The 18,843-nt window shown below is 43.6% G+C and carries 12 protein-coding genes; 3 read left to right on the top strand and 9 right to left on the bottom strand.

The features are described 5' to 3' along the window. The first annotated feature begins 177 nt into the window (after nucleotides 1-177). Nucleotides 178-822: a class D sortase gene (locus V5J77_RS21410; RefSeq protein WP_338552850.1), complete on the top strand. Its 645-nt coding sequence runs from the start codon at nucleotides 178-180 to the stop codon at nucleotides 820-822. A gap of 95 nt (nucleotides 823-917) precedes the next feature. On the opposite strand, the gene V5J77_RS21405 is transcribed toward V5J77_RS21410, so the two are convergent. The 7 genes from V5J77_RS21405 to V5J77_RS21375 all read right to left on the bottom strand — a co-directional run bounded on the left by V5J77_RS21405 (nucleotide 918) and on the right by V5J77_RS21375 (nucleotide 10,066). Then, nucleotides 918-1,676 (bottom strand): GGDEF domain-containing protein, encoded by a 759-nt coding sequence (locus V5J77_RS21405; RefSeq protein ID WP_338552849.1) that lies wholly within the window; start codon nucleotides 1,674-1,676, stop codon nucleotides 918-920. A gap of 74 nt (nucleotides 1,677-1,750) precedes the next feature. Next, nucleotides 1,751-4,867, bottom strand: coding sequence for an ATP-binding protein (locus tag V5J77_RS21400; protein ID WP_338552847.1), 3,117 nt, complete (start codon nucleotides 4,865-4,867; stop codon nucleotides 1,751-1,753). 48 nt (nucleotides 4,868-4,915) lie between these two features. Beyond that, nucleotides 4,916-5,821 carry an STM4011 family radical SAM protein gene (locus tag V5J77_RS21395; RefSeq protein ID WP_338552846.1) on the bottom strand — a complete coding sequence of 302 codons (906 nt, stop codon included), beginning with the start codon at nucleotides 5,819-5,821 and terminating at the stop codon, nucleotides 4,916-4,918. Continuing rightward, nucleotides 5,818-7,176: an STM4012 family radical SAM protein gene (locus V5J77_RS21390; RefSeq protein ID WP_338556971.1), complete on the bottom strand. Its 1,359-nt coding sequence runs from the start codon at nucleotides 7,174-7,176 to the stop codon at nucleotides 5,818-5,820. The genes V5J77_RS21395 and V5J77_RS21390 overlap by 4 nt, the downstream gene beginning before the upstream one ends. A gap of 23 nt (nucleotides 7,177-7,199) precedes the next feature. Next, complete coding sequence (locus tag V5J77_RS21385) at nucleotides 7,200-7,988, bottom strand: STM4013/SEN3800 family hydrolase (protein ID WP_338552844.1); 789 nt, start codon at nucleotides 7,986-7,988, stop codon at nucleotides 7,200-7,202. A gap of 27 nt (nucleotides 7,989-8,015) precedes the next feature. Then, on the bottom strand, nucleotides 8,016-9,224 hold the full coding sequence (locus V5J77_RS21380) for an STM4014 family protein (RefSeq protein ID WP_338552843.1): 1,209 nt from the start codon (nucleotides 9,222-9,224) through the stop codon (nucleotides 8,016-8,018). Then, the gene (locus V5J77_RS21375) at nucleotides 9,224-10,066 is read right to left on the bottom strand and encodes an STM4015 family protein (protein WP_338552842.1); all 843 of its coding nucleotides are present in this window, start codon (nucleotides 10,064-10,066) and stop codon (nucleotides 9,224-9,226) included. Before V5J77_RS21375 ends, V5J77_RS21380 begins: the two co-directional genes overlap by 1 nt. Before the next feature lie 523 nt (nucleotides 10,067-10,589). On the opposite strand from V5J77_RS21375, the gene V5J77_RS21370 reads away from it, so the two are divergent. Then, nucleotides 10,590-11,009 (top strand): hypothetical protein, encoded by a 420-nt coding sequence (locus tag V5J77_RS21370; RefSeq protein ID WP_338552841.1) that lies wholly within the window; start codon nucleotides 10,590-10,592, stop codon nucleotides 11,007-11,009. A gap of 42 nt (nucleotides 11,010-11,051) precedes the next feature. Further along, complete coding sequence (locus tag V5J77_RS21365; protein WP_338552839.1) at nucleotides 11,052-15,989, top strand: DUF4132 domain-containing protein; 4,938 nt, start codon at nucleotides 11,052-11,054, stop codon at nucleotides 15,987-15,989. Between the two features lie 104 nt (nucleotides 15,990-16,093). On the opposite strand, the gene V5J77_RS21360 is transcribed toward V5J77_RS21365, so the two are convergent. Continuing rightward, nucleotides 16,094-17,410, bottom strand: coding sequence for a DUF5050 domain-containing protein (locus V5J77_RS21360; RefSeq protein ID WP_338552838.1), 1,317 nt, complete (start codon nucleotides 17,408-17,410; stop codon nucleotides 16,094-16,096). 180 nt (nucleotides 17,411-17,590) lie between these two features. Further along, nucleotides 17,591-18,553 (bottom strand): alpha/beta hydrolase, encoded by a 963-nt coding sequence (locus V5J77_RS21355; RefSeq protein ID WP_338552837.1) that lies wholly within the window; start codon nucleotides 18,551-18,553, stop codon nucleotides 17,591-17,593. Nucleotides 18,554-18,843: the final 290 nt, after the last annotated feature.

Genomic DNA, 18,843 nt, shown 5'->3' with positions numbered 1-18,843 from the left:
TTATAAATGGGCCTATATTTCTAAGGCAAAGCGCTTCATCGCCATGGAAGGACGACGAAGTCGTTTTTGCTTGATTGAAGTGTGCGGCCTGTATAGAAACTGTAGAGTCAGGCTCTGCATAATAGAGAAGCCTATTCCGTTTAGTTAAGAAACACATAAGCAGAGGGAGCTGAGAATTTGCGTAAAATCGCATTAATATTGATGGCAGCCGGAGTGCTGCTACTCATTTATCCGCAGTGGAATGAATGGATGGCTGATCGGGAGCAGAAGAAGCTGTTACAAGAAGCGCTCCTGCTCATGGATACGCCCGAGCCTGTAAATACGGGGGCTGCACATAGCTACGCGCAGCTAAATGATATGTTAAATGCAGGAGAAGAAACCGAGGATGAGGCAGCTTCTCTATTAAACGATTTTCAGAACGGCAAGCCTATTGCGACAATTACAATAGATCGTATTGATGTCTTATTACCGATCTTAGATGGCGCTACTAAGGCTAATATGAAGCATGCGGCCGTTCATATGCAAGAGACTGCTTTGTTTGGGGAGGAGGGAAATGCGGCTGTCGCAGCGCATCGTGCTCATACAACCGGAAGGTTATTCAATCGGCTGAATGAAGTCGAGATTGGCGATGAAATTGTTGTTCAGACCAGTAACGCAAAATATGTTTACAAAGTGTACGAGACCCTTATTGTCGAGCCAACTGAGCTGTCAGTATTAAATAGTGCTCCCGGTGACAAATTGCTTACACTTATTACCTGCGATCCACTTATCAACCCGACTCACAGGTTAATTGTGCATGCCCGTCAAATGGAGACATTATAAAAGGAATTGAGGGCTGATAGAAACGTAAAAAAGCAAGGAAGTACCTCACGATCCACTAAACAAGCGGAGGGTGTAGTATTCCTTGCGTATTGACCTTACAGCTTGGCTTGATTAATATGGCCGTATTTCTCTTTCGGAAGCGTGCTTCTGCCTTCCCTGAATACAAAAAATCCATTTTTGCCTTGTTTCTTGGCAACGTACATCGCAGCATCCGCTTCTTTCACAAGCATATCATGCTCAGCGTTTCTGGCCGTGCACATCCGAATACCGATACTAACGGTAATTAACACGTTATAACCTTCTACTGCGTAAGGTGTCGTCAGCTTTTCCAAAATTTGCGTGGCAGCGCGCTTTGCCATAATAGGATCGCAGTTTTTGAGAATCATCACAAACTCATCACCGCCAAGACGGAATAGCACACAGCGCTTTTTAGGCTCCACCTGCTGTAAGCGAACACTGACCTCCCGAAGCAGTGCGTCTCCAACATGATGGCCGAAACGATCATTTATTTCTTTAAAGTGATCCAAATCCAGATAAAGAATCGCCATACTTTTTTTGCTGCGATATGTTTTCCAAAATTGCTCAAGCCCATGTCGATTATAAAGACCCGTAATACCGTCCCTAAAGGCAAGCTTCTTCAATACTGCTCTCTCAACAAGCATGGCACGCATGATAATAATAAGAACGGTAATGATAATGACCATTAAGGTGTTGAAGAAGAAAGGAAGGTTCTGATTAGAGAAGAATGGCTCGGGGAGTCTGAACAATTGTGTGAAAAACAGCACCAGCATTCCCGCTATTACGGCAATCATAATGGAAGTCGGGAGAATTTTAATCCATTTTTTTAAGCGCATGTTTTATCACCATAGTTATTTTTTTTGTTCCCCAATATTATACACGCAATATCTATACAATTTCTATACTTGTTTTATAGCCTATTTAAATTAGCTTCATCGGATGACAATTTTGGAATAGAAAAGCGAACAATCGTACCTTGTCTTACTGTGCTGTCGATATATAATCCCTTGCCGTACAGCTGTTTCAAACGACGGTCCGTATTGCGGAGGCCAATTCCTCCACGGTTATGCTCCAGCACGCTTCTGGCCTTCTCTTCTTCCATACCGACCCCGTTATCTATAATCGCAATTTCAGCATAATCGTCGTATTCTTTCAGGCGGATACGTACAGTGCCCCCACTTGAACGGGCCAGCACTCCGTGCCTCACGGCATTTTCTACAAGCGGCTGAATGGAAAGCGGCGGAATACGAAGCCATGGCAAGTCATCAAGCTCCCACTCAATTTGCAGGCGATTGCCGAAGCGCTCTTTCTCAATAAATAGATAGGAATGAAGCAAATCCAGCTCATGCTGAAGCGGAACTAAGCGCTCTGAGTTTTTCATATCAAAGCTCGCTCGCAAATATTTACCGAACTCCTCCAGCAATTGCACCATTCTCGATTGATCAATCACACTTAAGGAGGCGATGGAATTTAGTGTATTAAATAGAAAATGAGGCTGAATCTGGGCTTGAAGCCAAGCCGCCTCAATTCGCAGCCGCTCATTTACCGTTTGTTTCAGGTCAGTTAAAGCCTGTACGCGAGACTTGAGCTCCAACGCATCGACAGGCTTAGTGACATAATCATTTGCACCTGCCAGAAAGCCAGTATTGACATCTTCGGGACGGCTGCGAGCAGTTAGCAATAAAATCGGAAGCTCGGATATGCTGAATCGCTTGCGAATCGTTTGAGTCAACTCATAGCCTGACATTTGCGGCATCATGACATCTGCGATAACTAGATCCCACTCCTTCGTTTCCAGCAGCTTGAGTGCTTCTTTGCCGCTCGTGACGGCAGCTACTTCATAAAACTCCGAATCCAGCAAGCTGGATAATATTTTCAGGTTAATAGGATCATCATCTACGGCAAGGACAGTAGCTTTATTTTGTTCGGTGTCGGAGGCCGCTTGTCTCTGATCAAGACGCAGCAATCGAGAATCAGCGGCAAGGACGGCTTCTGTTGTCGCGGCTGTTTCAGCCTCGCTTGGCAGCGTAAATTCCGGCTCGTCGGCAGCAGCGTGGACGTCAAGGAGCATGGTGAAGGTGAAAGTAGAACCTTTCCCTGGAGCCGACTGTACCGTTAGCTCGCCCCCGTGAAGCTCGACTAATTGCCTGCAAATGCTAAGCCCGAGACCAATGCCGCCACTCATGGCGGTCATGCTTGAATCACCCTGCTCGTAAGCTTGAAAAATAGTGCGCTGTACGTCTGCATCTATGCCGACCCCAGAATCCTGTATGTGGATATAGGCTTTATCCCCAATAGCTTCTGCATGAACGCTAACTATTCCCTCGTTCGTAAATTTAATCGCATTATGGATGAGATTAAATAAAATCTGAATTAGCCTATTTTCATCGGCCATTATTTTAGGAAAAGAACGAGCTATATTCATTTCTAGCTGAACGGGTTTGTCCTCCGTCAAATAACGCAGCATATCAAATACGCCGGAAATGATGTTTTGCAGTCGGATGCTTTCCTTATTCAAATGAATATCTCGATCCTTAAGACGCGTAACATCAAGCAAATCATTAAGCAGCAGCGACATGCGGCGTCCAACGGTAATGATCAGCATGAGATTGTTTTTGCTTGCTTCATTAATGGAATGGGTTGAGTTAGCCAATACGGTATGCGCCATATTGATCATGCCATGCAGCGGATTTCTCAGCTCGTGAGAAGTATTAGCGAGAAATTCATCCTTCACTTTATCGGCTTTTTGCAGTTTATAAGCAAGCTGCTCCAAATCGGTTCTAGTTTGCAAAAATTGTTTGAACCAGAAGGAAGCAAAGCAAATAAATGCAAAAATTAAATCAAATGGATAATAAGGCAAATCCCCATCTGCTTTTAATTTGAGCGTACTCCATACGATACTGGATACGACGCTTAAAGCGGCGAACAGCAGGAAAATCATATGCTCTTCTCCCCTAAGTGCTAAGCGCAATATCATAATAAATATAATAAGAGGCGGTAGCGAAATCGTTAAAATTCTAAGGGGAGACAAGGAAATGACTTGTTCAAATGGAAGCAGCAAAATGAAGAGCGCATAAAGAGCACAAAACAATAAATATATGCGTATAGCTCTACCTTTGCGGTATATCGAGAAAAAATTGGCAGAGAACGCTAGCAGCATGGTTGATGCTCCAATTAAACTAAGCCTTAATAGCTTAATACTCCACTCTAAAGAGATAGGCAGCCAGGAGAGCAATAATTTATTATCATCTAATAGAGTACCTAACATCATGCAGAAAATGACGATTGCCAAATAAATAAGCTCTTTCTTTCGGACACCGAGCAGAGGGAGAAGAGCGACATAAATGAGATGAAGCATGTAGATGACAGTTACCATGAGCTGCATGGCAATTAATAAATGATTCTCGCGTTGAACAGCGGCGAACGTCCCGAATTTAATCGGCTGGGTAATACCGCCTCCTTCAGGAAAATTATAATTGGAAATATGCAGCACCAAATTCAGTTCATTTGTGTCTGTGACAGATGCAATAATAGGATACATCTTTCCAATATGCTCTTGTGGATTTTCTGATGGCTGACCAAGTTTGGTTACAGAACGGCCGTTAATGAATAACTCATAGCTGCTTGAAATAGCCATCATCTCGATTCCAAACTGCTGAGTGTCATTGTCTGGAAGCAAAATTCGGAGACGATAAGTTCCAAAGCCAAAACCAGAACCATCACTGTCTTTATTTAAATAACTACCCCAAGCATTCGGAACAGCAGCCCAGCTCTTGCTGACAGGGGAGGCGTCTAATGGATCAGGTGCAAGAAATGTATTTGAATAAAATTCCCACTGACCGTTTAGCCTAATCGTTTCCTTATCAGTAAAGGGCCAGCTGCGCAGATCTAGTACACCCTGCTTTGCAACAGGATGGACAGGGGGCTTAAACGCCGCGTTCCAGATGAAATGCAGGCAGGTTAGAAAGCTAATAAATACAACGATATAGATAAACAGTCTGAGTTTGGGCTTGTTTTTAAGTATCATATTATTTACAATTCGACAGAAATAGACAAGTTCCTTTTCAGGTAAAGTCTAGTCACAACAGAAACTTGTATTGTGAGGTGCGTCCTTTTTTTTGTGCTGAAAATAGGCGGGGATTCGCTCCAGCAGTCTGTCTTCATAGATATTTCCCAGCTCCAGCTTCGGTAGATGGATATAGCCGATATAACATCCACATTTCTTCATGCCACAAGGCCGCTCTGCGGACAAGCCCTCCAGGCCGTCCCGGTAGAGTTGACCGATGATACGCCGATCCTTGTAGCAATGTTTGACAACACCGCTTCCTTGAACATAAAACACGGAGGAACCGGCGGAGCATCGCTGACCAAAGCTATCGTAGTCCCTCGTATTCCATAGAAAATAAGGATCAACAGCTTCAAGCCGGGCGATCTCTGCTTCTGTGTAATAGTTAGGTTTATCTTTAAAGGCATTCACCCAAACATATACATCCTCTGGCAGGCTGCTGCGAAGCGCTTCAATTTGCTCGAAAGCACTTCGCAGACCTACGGTTCCAACGCTAAAATTAAGCCCTTGTCGGTATAGTTGCATGCATTGTGATAGCATCTGGCTGAGCGTCGTCTGACCGGGGTGGTAAGTAACCCAAAAAGCAGCTTTCTCTGGATTGAGCCGGCTTGTCCAATCTAGCCTAGTAGAGAGATTCGTCTGAACGGCTACCTTGGAAATATGCGGCATATGTGACAACTCAATCATAGCCTCGCGATACCAGCGATGGATTAGTGCTTCGCCATAGGGGTTGAAAAAAATAGATAAATTATGGCCGGCGTGCCCCTGCTCCCAAGCCCAATTCATGAAAGTATGCAACTGCTCCTCGTCTTTGCGCAGCGTAGCGGCACTGTCTTTATTTTTGCTAAATGGACAATAAGGACAATCATAGTTGCAAGAGGAGAGTGAACCCCGATAATATAGCACGGCCTTCATGACAGCTCGTACCCTTCCATTAATTGTCTAACATCACCCGAAATAAACTCATCGCCGATAGCATCGGAGTAAGCCATGCCAAGCTCTGTCAGACGAAGAATCTGTCCGCCATCCATCATTTGGGCAAAGCCGAGTTGAATAAGCTCAGCCAATTCGGAGTGATCGGCTAGCGCTTCGCTGTGAAAACGTTCTGAGTAGCTGGCAAGTGAGAGTCCTTCGGCATGCAGCAGCGCCTTTAAAACAAACCGCCGCTTCTGCTCAGCGACATTTAATTTAAATCCGTAATTTGCGAATTGGAAATTATCTGTTGCAACATAATCGGCAATGATGCTTCTTGTAGCCGCTGCGCTTACCCCATAACGGGAAGCATAATGCACTTCCCGCGTATAAGAGCGTGCACCACAGCCAAGCCCGGCCATGCCTTCCTCCTGACAGCTAAATGGTAAAATGTTTTTGTGCGTAAATTTGATGTCTTTAGCAAACCTACGCATGGAAAATTGCTTGTAGCCTGCCGCCTTAAGGCGTTCGCATGCAATATGATAGAGGTCCAGCCGTGCATCGGTACCCTGACGTTGAATTTGATCTGGCTTTAAAATCGTATGTTCGCGCGTATACAGCGGATAAATGAAAATTTCACCAGGAGCAAAGCCAATGGCTTTCTCCAATGAATATATCCATGAGTCGGCAGTTTGTCCCGGCAAACCATAAATCAGATCAATATTCAGCAAAGGGAAATCAAAAGCCTGCAGCATCGTAATTGCTTGTTCAGCAAGCTTTGGCTTTTGTGGTCGATAAATGGCAGAAGCCTCCTCATCAATAAAGCTTTGCACACCAATACTAACCCGGTCGGTCCGGTGATCCTTTAAAACTTGCAGCCGTTCTTCGCTCACCGTATCAGGAGAGGTCTCCACAGAAATGGAAGCCTGAGCTGTATCCAGCTCCATAATATCCTCGGCAATGGTAAACAGTCGTTTTAACTGTGAAGCCTCAAGTAACGTAGGCGTACCGCCACCAATGGCGAAGCGGGAAAAAGGCTTTCCTGTAATAATGGGAGCCCATTGCAAAGCTTGCCGTTCGAGTGCATCTACATATTGCTCATGCACATGGGTACGACGATCCGGCAGGGTGAATAAATTGCAAAATCCACAGCGTACACCACAGAACGGGATGTGCATATATAAGAAATAATAATCGGCGGCTTCGTCTTTCCAGAGTTCCTCAAGCGGCAGCGCCGGTGTTAGTGTCCGATAAGCGGTTTTATGCGGATAAGAATATAGATAGGAGCGGTAAGGGGAGGCAAACCAGCGCTTGCCCCATTCCGGCAAATCCGCTGGTCTAGTTAGTGATGTTGGCATGGACATCCGGCATCTCTCCTCTTTCATTCTATAATAAATTCACGGTATGGCACATTCCATACAACCTCATGTGCGAGTCGATGTCCGTCGTACCCGTCTTCGCCATAGGCGGTTCCATGATCAGAGAAGGCGAGGCAAAGGGTTTTGCCGCGGCTTCGCAGCGCATCGAACAATATGCCAAGCTGGCTGTCTACGTATCTGAGTGCTGCACGCTGCGATTCGATAGAGTCTTTACGAGAACCTCCAGGGAGAAAATAATGATTCGGCCCATGAATAGCAGAGATATTCAGGAACAAAAACAATCTTTCATTGATATCAGCCTTCTCCAGCAGCTTTAGGGCATGATTGACCTGATGCTCCGTAGAACGAGGGTTGGTTACCCCGAAATTCATGCGCCAGTAGCTTTCTTGAAAATATCCGGGAAGTACTTTTGCCAGCTTATTTTTCTTAGTAAAAAAGATGACTCCTCCAATACATATCGTTCGGTATCCTTCTTCAGCAAGGCCGCTTACAAGATCAGGCGCATCAAACTGCCAGGTGTAGGGATGTGTTTTTAAACCTGTATTTTTGGTGTGGAATAAACGCACATGCGACGCTTTATCCGTATTGGCAGGAGTAGGGAGAAAGCCTCCGAAAAAGGCATGATGTGCAGCATACGTGAAGCTGCCAGGCGTATGCCGCTTCTCCCATGGTCCGTCTGCGCATAAGTTGCGACAGTTGGATTCTTCGAGCTTGGCTACATCATAACGCAGCGTATCAAGCGTAATCATAACAATATCATGAGAGCCCACGATTTGGTTCATATCTATCATCCTGAGCATCCTCTCCGTGCAGGCTTTTTACTGTTGTAGAAGCGACATTTGCCATTCGTATGTATTCATTCCTTTATGCTCGGCATGATACAGTAAATCACCAAAGGGATTAACATCGCATATGTAGGTCCGGCCCTGTTTTTTTTGAACAAGCACATCAATTCCAGCGACCGTTGAACCATTAAATGCGGCGAGTGCGGACACCGCGGTATCTTCTACCTGGTTTTTCAAAGCAGCTGACAGCGTGCCATCTGTTATGAAGCGACGCTCATTACGCAAATGTAAATTAGTAATAGGAGTGCGGCTTAGCCTAGCTATAGCATGGCAAGGGGAACCGTTAACGACAAGCTGCCTAATATCATAGCTGCTGCCATCGAGACTGTCCTTCTCAATCCAACGCTCAATTTGAGCACCTTCACGACACACCCAGTCAATGATTAATCGAATCGTTGACTGGTCGGTGTAACGCTGTAATTTACCGGAATTGTAATAAACATGTTCTTTATTATGCTGCTCTATGCCAATCGTGGTAATTGCAATTTCTGAACCAGTTATAGGATGACGCTGATAGGCGATAACGCCTGAGGCTCCTGAGCCATAAGCAAGCTTAATGAATAAGCGGTTCATACGGCTCGATTGAACAGCCGTCAGCAGCGATTCATAATCTCCGATAGAGCCGATAGGAGCTGGCATAGCAGGAATAGGGACACCATGTTGTGAAAGCAGCTGCTGGCAGCGCCGTTTGTCGAACATAACGGCAACATCCGCCGGATCGTTGACCCAGCGGATTGGAAAATTACTTTGCTTCGCAGCTTCACGAAGCTCGGCTAGCAGGCGACAAAAGCCACGGTACCATTGCCCTGGATAAAGGATGCGCCCAAATTGTTCGGGAAGCTGCAACGCTTCAGACGGGGTAACAGATATACCGCTAGTTAAATCTTGTCTGCTGCTTTCAAATTCTGCACCCCACGCAATTAATTCACGCTCTACAAGCGAATTTTCTCCAGGAGCGTCGAGTCGGAGAATAATGGGCGCTTCTTCAATGTGCTGTAAGTTTATTGCCGCCTGCCGTATCGCTTCATCTAAATGGGCAGAGCGTTTCAGCAGATTGGAATAAGGAAGAACAATAGCTGGGGGCAGCCCAAGCTTCTGTCTGGCAGCTTGTAGACCGAGCGTACGTTTGTTGCCCGGGTTTCCAATTAATAAATAAGGTTGTCCTGAAGCTGTGGCGGTCATTATTCCGTAATATAGGGATAGCGCCAGTCATCCTCATCAGCATCTTGCCCATCGCTGAGGTCAACAGAAATGCCGGTTGCTTTCCAGCGTTCGACCATTGTATCGCTCATATAGTGGTAGTTAAGATCCAAATGTTTAAGCTTTTTCACCCGCTCGCTCTGTAAGAGGGCTTCTGCTCCCACATCGGTTAGAGTACCGTAAGACAAATCAAGCGTATCCAATTGGTCAACAATTGGCGAATCAGAAATTGCGATTGCAATCTCGTCCTGAATTTCGCTATTTTTCAAGCCTAAATAGGTGAGCTTTGGGAATAACTCTGGATTAGCGACTGCCAGAACTTCTTCCAGCGATGCATCAAACCCGTAATCCTCTACACCAAGATACAATTCAAGTCTACGGAGTTCAGGAAGCTGGGAGCCAGCGATTTGTCCAATTACACTATTCGGCAAACCGCCGCAAATAATTTTCAGTTCTTGAAGCGCTGCATGCTGCAAAGGTTCAAAGCTTAAATCGGTGCTTCCTTTAACGGTAAGGGATCGAAGATTAGGATAAGCTTCAAGAAGTGGAGCGATGTTTGTTTGATTAATCCAGGATACTTCACAATCCTCCGAGTCCATATCTCCAAGAAATACGCTGCTCAAGCCTGTGAAAATATGCTTGTGTTTAATGAGTGATTCGATTGCATCATCAGGTCCGTTCTCATAGGCTTGTCCCCAATCACCAATCGTAAGCACAGAAATATTAGCTGCGTTCGGCTTTTCAGTGAGCTGTTCAATAAGCTGGGAAATGCGAACACCATTTTCATAATCATCATAATCAACGGATAAACGAATCTCAATCATTCATATCCCTCCAAAAGTTTCCATGTCCAATTTAAAATAACACGCTCTACTCAGCAGCGTCAATCCAACTGATTTCCTGAAAATGATTAATAATAAACAATGAAGCATAAAATCAAAGTTTCCAATATAGGGTTATACCCATGCTAAGGAAGGCTCAAACATTTTGTTAATGAATGTTAAAATCCGTATATCCAAAAGCATAAGGAAGAGCTTGGAATTTTATTGACTGAGAACGTATGTTCCTGTAATATGAATTATAGAACCTACGTTCTCTTTTGGCAAGCCGTAAATATTAAAGGACAATTAAACATACTTGAAGACAAAATAATAAAATTTATAAACTGTTCTATTCATATGCAATAGGTGTAAATAGTCTATATCACGTATTTTTAAGTGTAAAAGGGCCTGGCTGTACAGAGAAAGCTTCATTATTTCCTCCTAAAGGCATGAAGGGCGTCCTTTCCTAAATATGGTACTATTATGGTAGTCAGGGGACATTACAAGTATCCGGAGGTAGTCGGTCATGATTGTGTACATAACAGTGAAGAGTCTTGGAAAGAAGAAAAGCTATTTAAATCGTCTCGAGTGGACACTTACAAATAAACCGGATACGTTGAAGGCGCTAATTACGGACCTTGTTACTGTAAATGTTCGGACATTTAATCAAAAGGAGACCGGCGTTCCTCTTGTGCCATATTTGACGCAAAGCGATGTGGAGCTGCAAGCCGAGGCGGGCAAAGTTGGCTTTGGATCAATATATAATGAGCAAAGGGCAAGTATAGATGAAGCGCTTTGTACTGCAATACTGGCGTTTGAAGACGGACTATATAAGGTATTTATTAATGGGGAAGAAATAGAGCAATTGGATAGTCCTTTACATATGAGTGATGGAGACGAGCTCGCATTAATTCGATTTACGATGTTGGCAGGAAGAATGTGGTAGGAAAGCCGTTTCGCATTTTATTGAATCAGGAGGCAATTCAAGATGGAACTGGAAGAGAGAAAGGAATATTTTAAGAAGCTACTGGACAAAGCGGAAAGCTCATTCGATGTGGAGTCTTATCGCAAGCTTGCTGTACTAGTAATTGAATCTGCTAAAGAGGTATTTGTAGATCATGTCGCAAAGCAAGAATTGAAGCAGTTACTTACGCAAATGGAGGCAGATGACAGCAACAACTGGTTTATGCCGCTTGTTATTATTGTAGATAAGTTATTAGATGCTCCTTATGCAGCTGTGTTCCGATATATTGTAGATCATTGCGTAGAATATCCGCATAGTAATGGGTATATGCGCCGGCCATTCCGCACATCCAAATTAGAAGTATATACAGATAGAGTGATGGAGAAATGTATTTCTCTCTTTTATATGCAGGCGGCAAAGTTCGATGTGAAAGAATATTTAACAAAAGCTGAACAATCTTTCTTTGCGAATAATAGTCACCTTATGAATGCGGCGGCAGACATGATTGCATTTGAGATTGATAGAGGCAACGAAGAAACGCTTGAAGATTTAAGAGAAATTATATATGGGGATAATAATACAGCGCTCTTGTCCCGTCATATGATTTTGGGTATATTTTTGAGCCATAGCGAACGTGCTTATCAAATGGTAGGCGAGCTTCTTATAGCTGCACGTCTGCAAGAAGGCCTCAGACAAAGTATTGTCGAGCAAATGGATATGGGAACAATCAAGGCTATGCAATTTATGCTGAAAATTGTTGAGGATAACAATTTAATCCGTTTTAGTTCAGTTGTAAGAGCGCTGGACGTTTGGACAGGACTAAATTTGGAAGCAGCTAATACTCGTGTAGCAAAGCTGTGCTTAGACTATGCGGTTCAGTCTCTGGGCAATAAGGAACTACGTGAGCAGTGGCTGGAAAGCAGCAACGTCAATGAAGTATTTATGGCTTTGTGGGCAACAGCTGTTCATGAGGAAGACGATTTAAAGGATAAAATTACATATTTAATGGAAGGTCAAGATACATATCGCAAAGTGGTTGCCCAATATGCTCTAGCACAGAGCAACAATCCTGCAATGCGTTTTGCCATTGCTAAAAATTGGCTGGATGAGGCAGATATTGAACTGCAATATTGGCTTCTAAATAACTATACCTATAGATACAGCTATGAATGGCATATGGACAGGGATAATACATTGACCTATGAAAGTACGCCTTTTCTTGAGGATAAAGCGGAGCGGAAAAATCATTTCTTGAAGTTTTTCAATATGCTTTCCAAGATGAATGGGAAGGAAATTACGAAAAACTCCCGTGTATTTGAATGGTTGAGTTATACGCTCCAAGCTGATGAAATTGTAAAAAAAATGCTCTATCTTATCGCCTATGATATGGATAATGAAATGATTGCTGAAATGATAGCAATTAAAGATACATTGAGCCCTAGCATGAGGGGAGAGCTGTTAAAGTATTTCCTTGCTGATTTAGAAAATAAAGAACAAAGAGATTTTTTATTTGCAAGCCTTTCGGACAAAAGTACGAGCAATCGAGAAATTGCGATTCGTAAAGCTGCCAAGCTTCAACTTAACGAGGAGGAAATGTCAGCTATTGCCGCTTTGCTCAAGCTTAAGAAGGGTGCGCTTCGCCAAGGTGCGATTGAGCTTTTGCTTAGCCAGCCAGCTGCAAGCCTTAAGACGACAACAAAGGAGCTGCTGCAAAGCCGAGTAGAGCTGCAGCGTCTGGCTGCCTTAGAACTGTTAACCGAGATGAAGGAAGACAAGCGGCATGCAGTGCTATTTGCCGAGCTTCAGGATCAAATTGAAATGGTTGCTGAGCCAACAGACAAGGAGCAGCTATTACTAGATAAGCTAAAGCAAGAGACGACTTATACTTTAGCAAATGGCTTTGGTTTATATAATCTTCCTGAAAAATTTGACCGTCTTTTGCAAATAGAGCCTATGCCATTGTCAGTTTTGAGAGAAGTAAAGCAATATTTTGTTTTGTCGGTTGACGAGATGCAGCAGTTTCTGCAAGGATTATCGGATCTCGTTCACGAGCATCGGGAGCATGAGTATGAAATTCAGGATTATTATGAGGCTAAACAGTCTGTACTCCTTGGAACTAGGCTTTCGACAACTAACTGGAGATATGATTCCGATGATAAAACTCCCGTGTTGGAGCGATACCCCTTAGCTGAAGTATGGAGAAATTATTTGGCTTTGAGCGGATTTGGTCCGCTTGAGTTAATGCAGCTGGATTTTTATCGTCAGGCTAATTTCTTGCATCGTTGCTGCACGGGTGAATTAAAAAGCTGGGAAATGTACGGATCTAACGTCAAGGCGTTAGAGAGCTGGGGTAAGGAGCTAATTGAAGCCATTTATCCAATGGATAAGGTGGCGGATATGCAAACGATTTATAATCGTTTGAATTATGAGAAACAAGTCAATGAAATTATTGGTGCTTATATTTCAGATAGTGATATGCGAGAGCGCTTTGATAGGTCGAATTATGCGCTGCGTTTAATTATTAGCAGCTTCCCTTATGATAAAGAGGATGAGAATCATGGTATTTTAAACGCATTAACGAGCTTCTGGCGGAACTGGCAAAAGTCTGAGCTGCATGATGATCATTCATTCAAGCCGTATTTTGAAGCTTATTACTGGTTATTTGCTCTACAGGGCTACAATAGTTATTTGCTAGGTCTTGAGGATTTTGCAAGGGCGTATAGCCTGGAGCTTCTTAGCGAAGACGAGCTTATTCGATTATTAATGTCCAGGCCGCGCAGCGATAACTACATTAGGGAAATGACTAGCCCTAAAAATCATAGTTTAGATTGCTATCCAAAATTGAACGAGCTTCAAAATCGGATTATCGAGCGAATTTTGGATATTGAACTTAACCGCGGTGATCTCCCAACAGATGTCACCAAGCTTGCAACAAGCATTTCGCATATTCAAGGAACCGCGTATTTCCTGCGCATTTTGGCGGGGCTAGATAAAGAATCCTTCGTTCGAGGCTACATTTACAGTTATGGGAAAGATACAACGAAGAAAGAATCGTTCAGTCAGATGCTTAAAGTGTGTCATCCTGCTGTAGGGGAAAACGAGGAGACGTTGAAAGAACTGCTTAGGGGCAGCAAGATTAGTGAGGTTAGATTGCTTGAAGCTGCGATGTACGCCCCTCAGTGGGTCGATATAATAGCAAAATATTTGGGCTGGGATGGTCTGCGCAGTGCAGCCTGGTATTTCCACGCACATATTAATGAGACGTTTTCGGGAGAAAAGGAAACGATTGTAGCCCATTACTCACCGATATTGCCGGAAGATTTTAACGATGGCGCATTCGATGTGAATTGGTTTCATTCGGCTTATCAAGAGCTGGGAGAGAAGCGGTTTGACCAGCTCTATCAGTCGGCAAAATACATTTCGGCCGGCTCCAATCACAGACGCTCTCAATTGTTTGCTGACGCGGTGCTGGGCAAGCTTAAGCTTGCGGACTTGAAGAAATCAGTAGCAGATAAACGCAATAAAGATCATTTGCTGTGCTATAGCTTAGTTCCATTGGAGCAAGACAAGCAGCGCGATGTACTGGAAAGGTATGAATTTATTCAGAAATTTCTTAAAGAAAGCAAGGCATTTGGAGCTCAGCGCCGGGCGACAGAATCAAAAACAAGCTCCATTGCACTTGATAACTTAGCACGAAATGCAGGTTATAATGATGTAGTTCGTTTAACTTGGGATATGGAAGGACGGAAAATAGACGAGCTTCTGCACTATTTTGATCCTGTCGCTTTGGATGAGGAGGTTACGGTGCAACTGATCATTGACGAAGAAGGTAAAGCGGATATGCGTTTGCTCCGCAAAGATAAGGAGCTTAAATCTGTTCCGGCCGCTTATAAAAAGCATGAATATATTGAGACGCTTAAGCAAATTAAATCGGAGCTTTCAGACCAATTCAAGCGGGCGCGCAGGGAACTTGAACGCTCCATGGAAACGGGAAGTCTTTTCACTAAAGAAGAGATTAACAAGCTCGCGAAAAACCCAGTTATTGCGCCTTTAATTAGAACATTGATATTCAGTGCAAATGGAAAGCTGGGTTACTTCGAAAATGGGACGCTGTTCGGAGCAGCAGGGGAAGCCTATGAAGCTGCCGAAAGCGATGAACTCCTTATTGTCCATCCTCTGCATTTGTTCAACAGCGGACAGTGGAGCTTATACCAAAAGGATATGTTTGACAGGCAGTTGAAGCAACCGTTCAAACAAGTATTTCGTGAATTGTATATGCCGAGTACGGATGAGCTTGCTAGTGGTGCGATTTCCCGCAGATATGATGGACATCAGGTACAGCCTCGCAAGACGGTCAGCTTGCTGAAGGGCCGCTTATGGACAGTAAGCTACGAGGAAGGACTACAGAAGGTTTATTACAAGGAGAATATTATTGCGAGCATTTATGCACTAGCTGATTGGTTTTCTCCGTCGGATGTTGAATGTCCAACTTTAGAAACAGTCCGCTTCTTTGATCGCCATACGTATAAACCGATTGATATTAAAAATGTACCGCCACTCGTTTTCTCTGAAGTGATGCGCGATGTGGATTTGGTTGTCAGTGTGGCGCATGTAGGCGGAGTAGATCCTGAGGCGAGCCTGACAACAATTGAAATTCGCCAAGCTATCGTTAGAGAATCGTTGCGACTGCTCAAAATAAATAATGTAAGACTGGAGGGCAGCCATGCTTTAATTGCAGGGCAATTAGGTGAATACAGCGTTCATCTGGGCAGCGGAATCGTATATAAGCAGGCTTCTGGCGCAGTTGCCATCATTCCGGTTCATTCTCAGCACCGGGGTAAGCTGTTTTTGCCGTTTATGGATGAAGATCCAAAGACAGCAGAGATTTTATCCAAAATCGTTCTGCTCGCACAAGATACGAAAATTAAAGATCCGCAAATTGTTGAGCAAATCAAACGTTAAGAGATTCAACCATTTCACAATAGAAAAAGAGGGGCAGTTTTTGAATTCTGCTCCTCTTTATCATACATGGTGGATGCAATTCACATGATCAGAAAAACGGCAGCTTATTGTTTGGCAACAAGCAAAACGCGGCTAATTGTTTGCTCGCTAAGCATCTTTGCCGTTTTGCCATCGCTGCTTAGGTGGAATAGCTGTCCGAAGGCTTCATCCTTGGAATCGTCATTGATGTAGTAAATGCCATCAACGTCATCATGGAGACGCATGAAACGACCGTTCAATCCAGGTATCTTTTGAACCGATAAATCCGATTTCAGCAAATAGCTGGCATTGTCTCCAAAAAAGATCGTGGAAGCGATTTTTCCACCCGACATAATGTTGTATACGGAATAAAGCTTAGAAATATTAAGGTTTTTTTTGCTTATTACTTTATTGTTTTTTATCGTTGCAACATAACCTTTATTCGCTGCATCAATAAAAGCTATTTTGTCTGTGCCTGCATTAGCTATATCGTAGACGCCTGTGCTGTGCAGCGAGAAGGTTTTGCCGCTAGTGTTCATGATATAGCCTTTACCGGTGTTATAGTTGAAATGTCCTTCGGAATCAAGGCGAATGTCCTTGTTGAATAGGTAATACGCATTCGTTGCCCATCTTCCAGAATAAGCCGCATTTGCATCAATTGGAGCGTTTAAGTTCAGGGCTTTAGCTGCGCCGCCTTTTTTAGGTACGCTATAAAGTACAATGCAGTCAAGGGAATAAAATTGCTCTTCTGGCTTGGTGTTGACAATAATATTTACCGAATTAGCAGTGGTTTGAATATGGTGATCCTGTTCAATGGCACCGGCTGCAATATATTGCACTTGTCCTGCGCCTGTTACGGCTTTAGAGGCTACCCAAGTGGAGCGACCATTACGGATGGTGTTGTAGTAGACTTTTCCATCAATGATTATGAATTCTTCAAATTTTGTATCAGCTTTATCGGCAATTTGCTTTGCTTCCGATACAGCAGCAGCATTAGCAGAAACGGAATAGATTTTTCCAGCGCTTGTCATATAGTATAGCGTTCCGTTTACAATGGAATAATGCAGCACATCATTATAAAAAACTTCATCCTCCGTGGCTGTACCGTCGATTGGCAGGCGCGATAGTGTAGTTGATCCGTTATAGGTCAGATAATACAAATATTTGCCGCCACGATTCAAAGCGGTACCAGGAACGTCAAAATCCTCCATTATGAGAGCGGCGCCAGTGCCATCTGTTTTAATGCGGAATAGGTCATCGTCAGATGTGTAGTATACATAACCGCTGGCTGTTGTAGCTGCCTCGGCTTTCGGTGCCGTTACTGTGCCAAAACTAGTAAACAGCAGTGTGAAAATAAAAAGCAAACAAACATTTTTTTTGGTGAAAAGGCGAAGCTTATTCATTACTTAATCTTCCTTTCTAGTGCTATGGAATAGTATTTGCTGTAAACAACTCTCTTTTAGTGAAAAAAAGGAAGTCGATTGAATATTTATCGGTTTGTATGAAGGAAAACATTATATTAATTATATAAATACTTTCACAAAATTTTAATGAGTTATCATGGGAAACCTGGGTGTGCTCATTTACTCTGAAATTGTTGAGGCAAGACTAGTTAAAAATTGCAGGACAGCATCACGTAATTGTTCAAGCCCTGGCTGCTCAATTGGAAAATGTCCGGCTCCTTCTAGCATCACCAGCTTTTTCGGACAGGCTAATCTATTATAAAAGCTTTCGCTAAACGGATAAGGAGTCATAGGATCAGCCTCTGGGTGAACAAGCAGTACCGGACAGGAAGTAAAGTTTTCTGGCTGTACTTCAGGTTTCATGTTTAGAAAGGATCTAAGTAATTTAAGTGGTACAAGGGTTGCTGCTGCACGGGGATCATGCATAATCAGCTGGGCTAATTCAGGATGGTTAGCAATTAGCTCCATGCGCGACACTTTGGAAACAGGCAGCCGAATTGAATCCAGCAAAATCGGGAAGGTGTCCATTAACCATTTGCCATACACCGCAATATATTTATTAGGGGCAAGCTGGAGGCGCATAGCAGCGTCACTTGTATCTACGAACGTTGTAGCAATCAGGCCTTGCACATGTAAACTGCGCGCAGCGACATGATAGGCGAGCATGCCCCCAATGCTGGCGCCAAGCAGAACAATAGGCTTGCCATCGCGTGCATATTCGCTTTCTACTAAATCAACGAGAAGCTGAACCCAATCCTCATAACGGATTGGTTTGGACAATGGGCCTAATTTGCTAAGTCCATAGGGAGGCAGGTCTGGGGCAAGCATTTCATAGCCTTGCATTTGCAGCATTTTTCCATAAGGGGCGAATAAACGGCCGTTTCCTCCAGCACCATGTACAAGTACAATCTTGAGTGGGCTGTTGGCTGCTGGCAGCCGGTCTAAATGAATGTTGTAGCTATGCCAATCCCACCATTCCTCGTTGGGCAGATTATTTTCTTTTAACTGTATTTCGGATGGGAAAAATCGCTGATAGCTCTCCCAGTAGCTGCTGTTATTATTGTAATCTGTGCGCTTGTTCATTGTTGACCACTCCTATTCTGCTATCTATTATGAATGGATAAATTCGTAAATAGCAATATAGATTTCTGACTATAAAATAAGCAAGGTAGAGGACAAAGCAACATTTTGAATAAAAGTCTGATTATACAAATGAGCCGTTGATTGCTCACCCACGGCTCACTTATGCATCAACTGGATCGTATTTTCTAGAGAAGCAGTTGAAATGCTTCGTTGTCTCTGGCTCTACCTAGAACTTTCTCCTTAGCCTTAATATGAATTGCGGTGTTACCACAATGCCTCCATTTTATTTC

The organism is Paenibacillus sp. KS-LC4 (assembly GCF_036894955.1).
Taxonomy (GTDB): domain Bacteria; phylum Bacillota; class Bacilli; order Paenibacillales; family Paenibacillaceae; genus Pristimantibacillus.
This window is presented reverse-complemented; position numbering and strand designations above follow the sequence as displayed.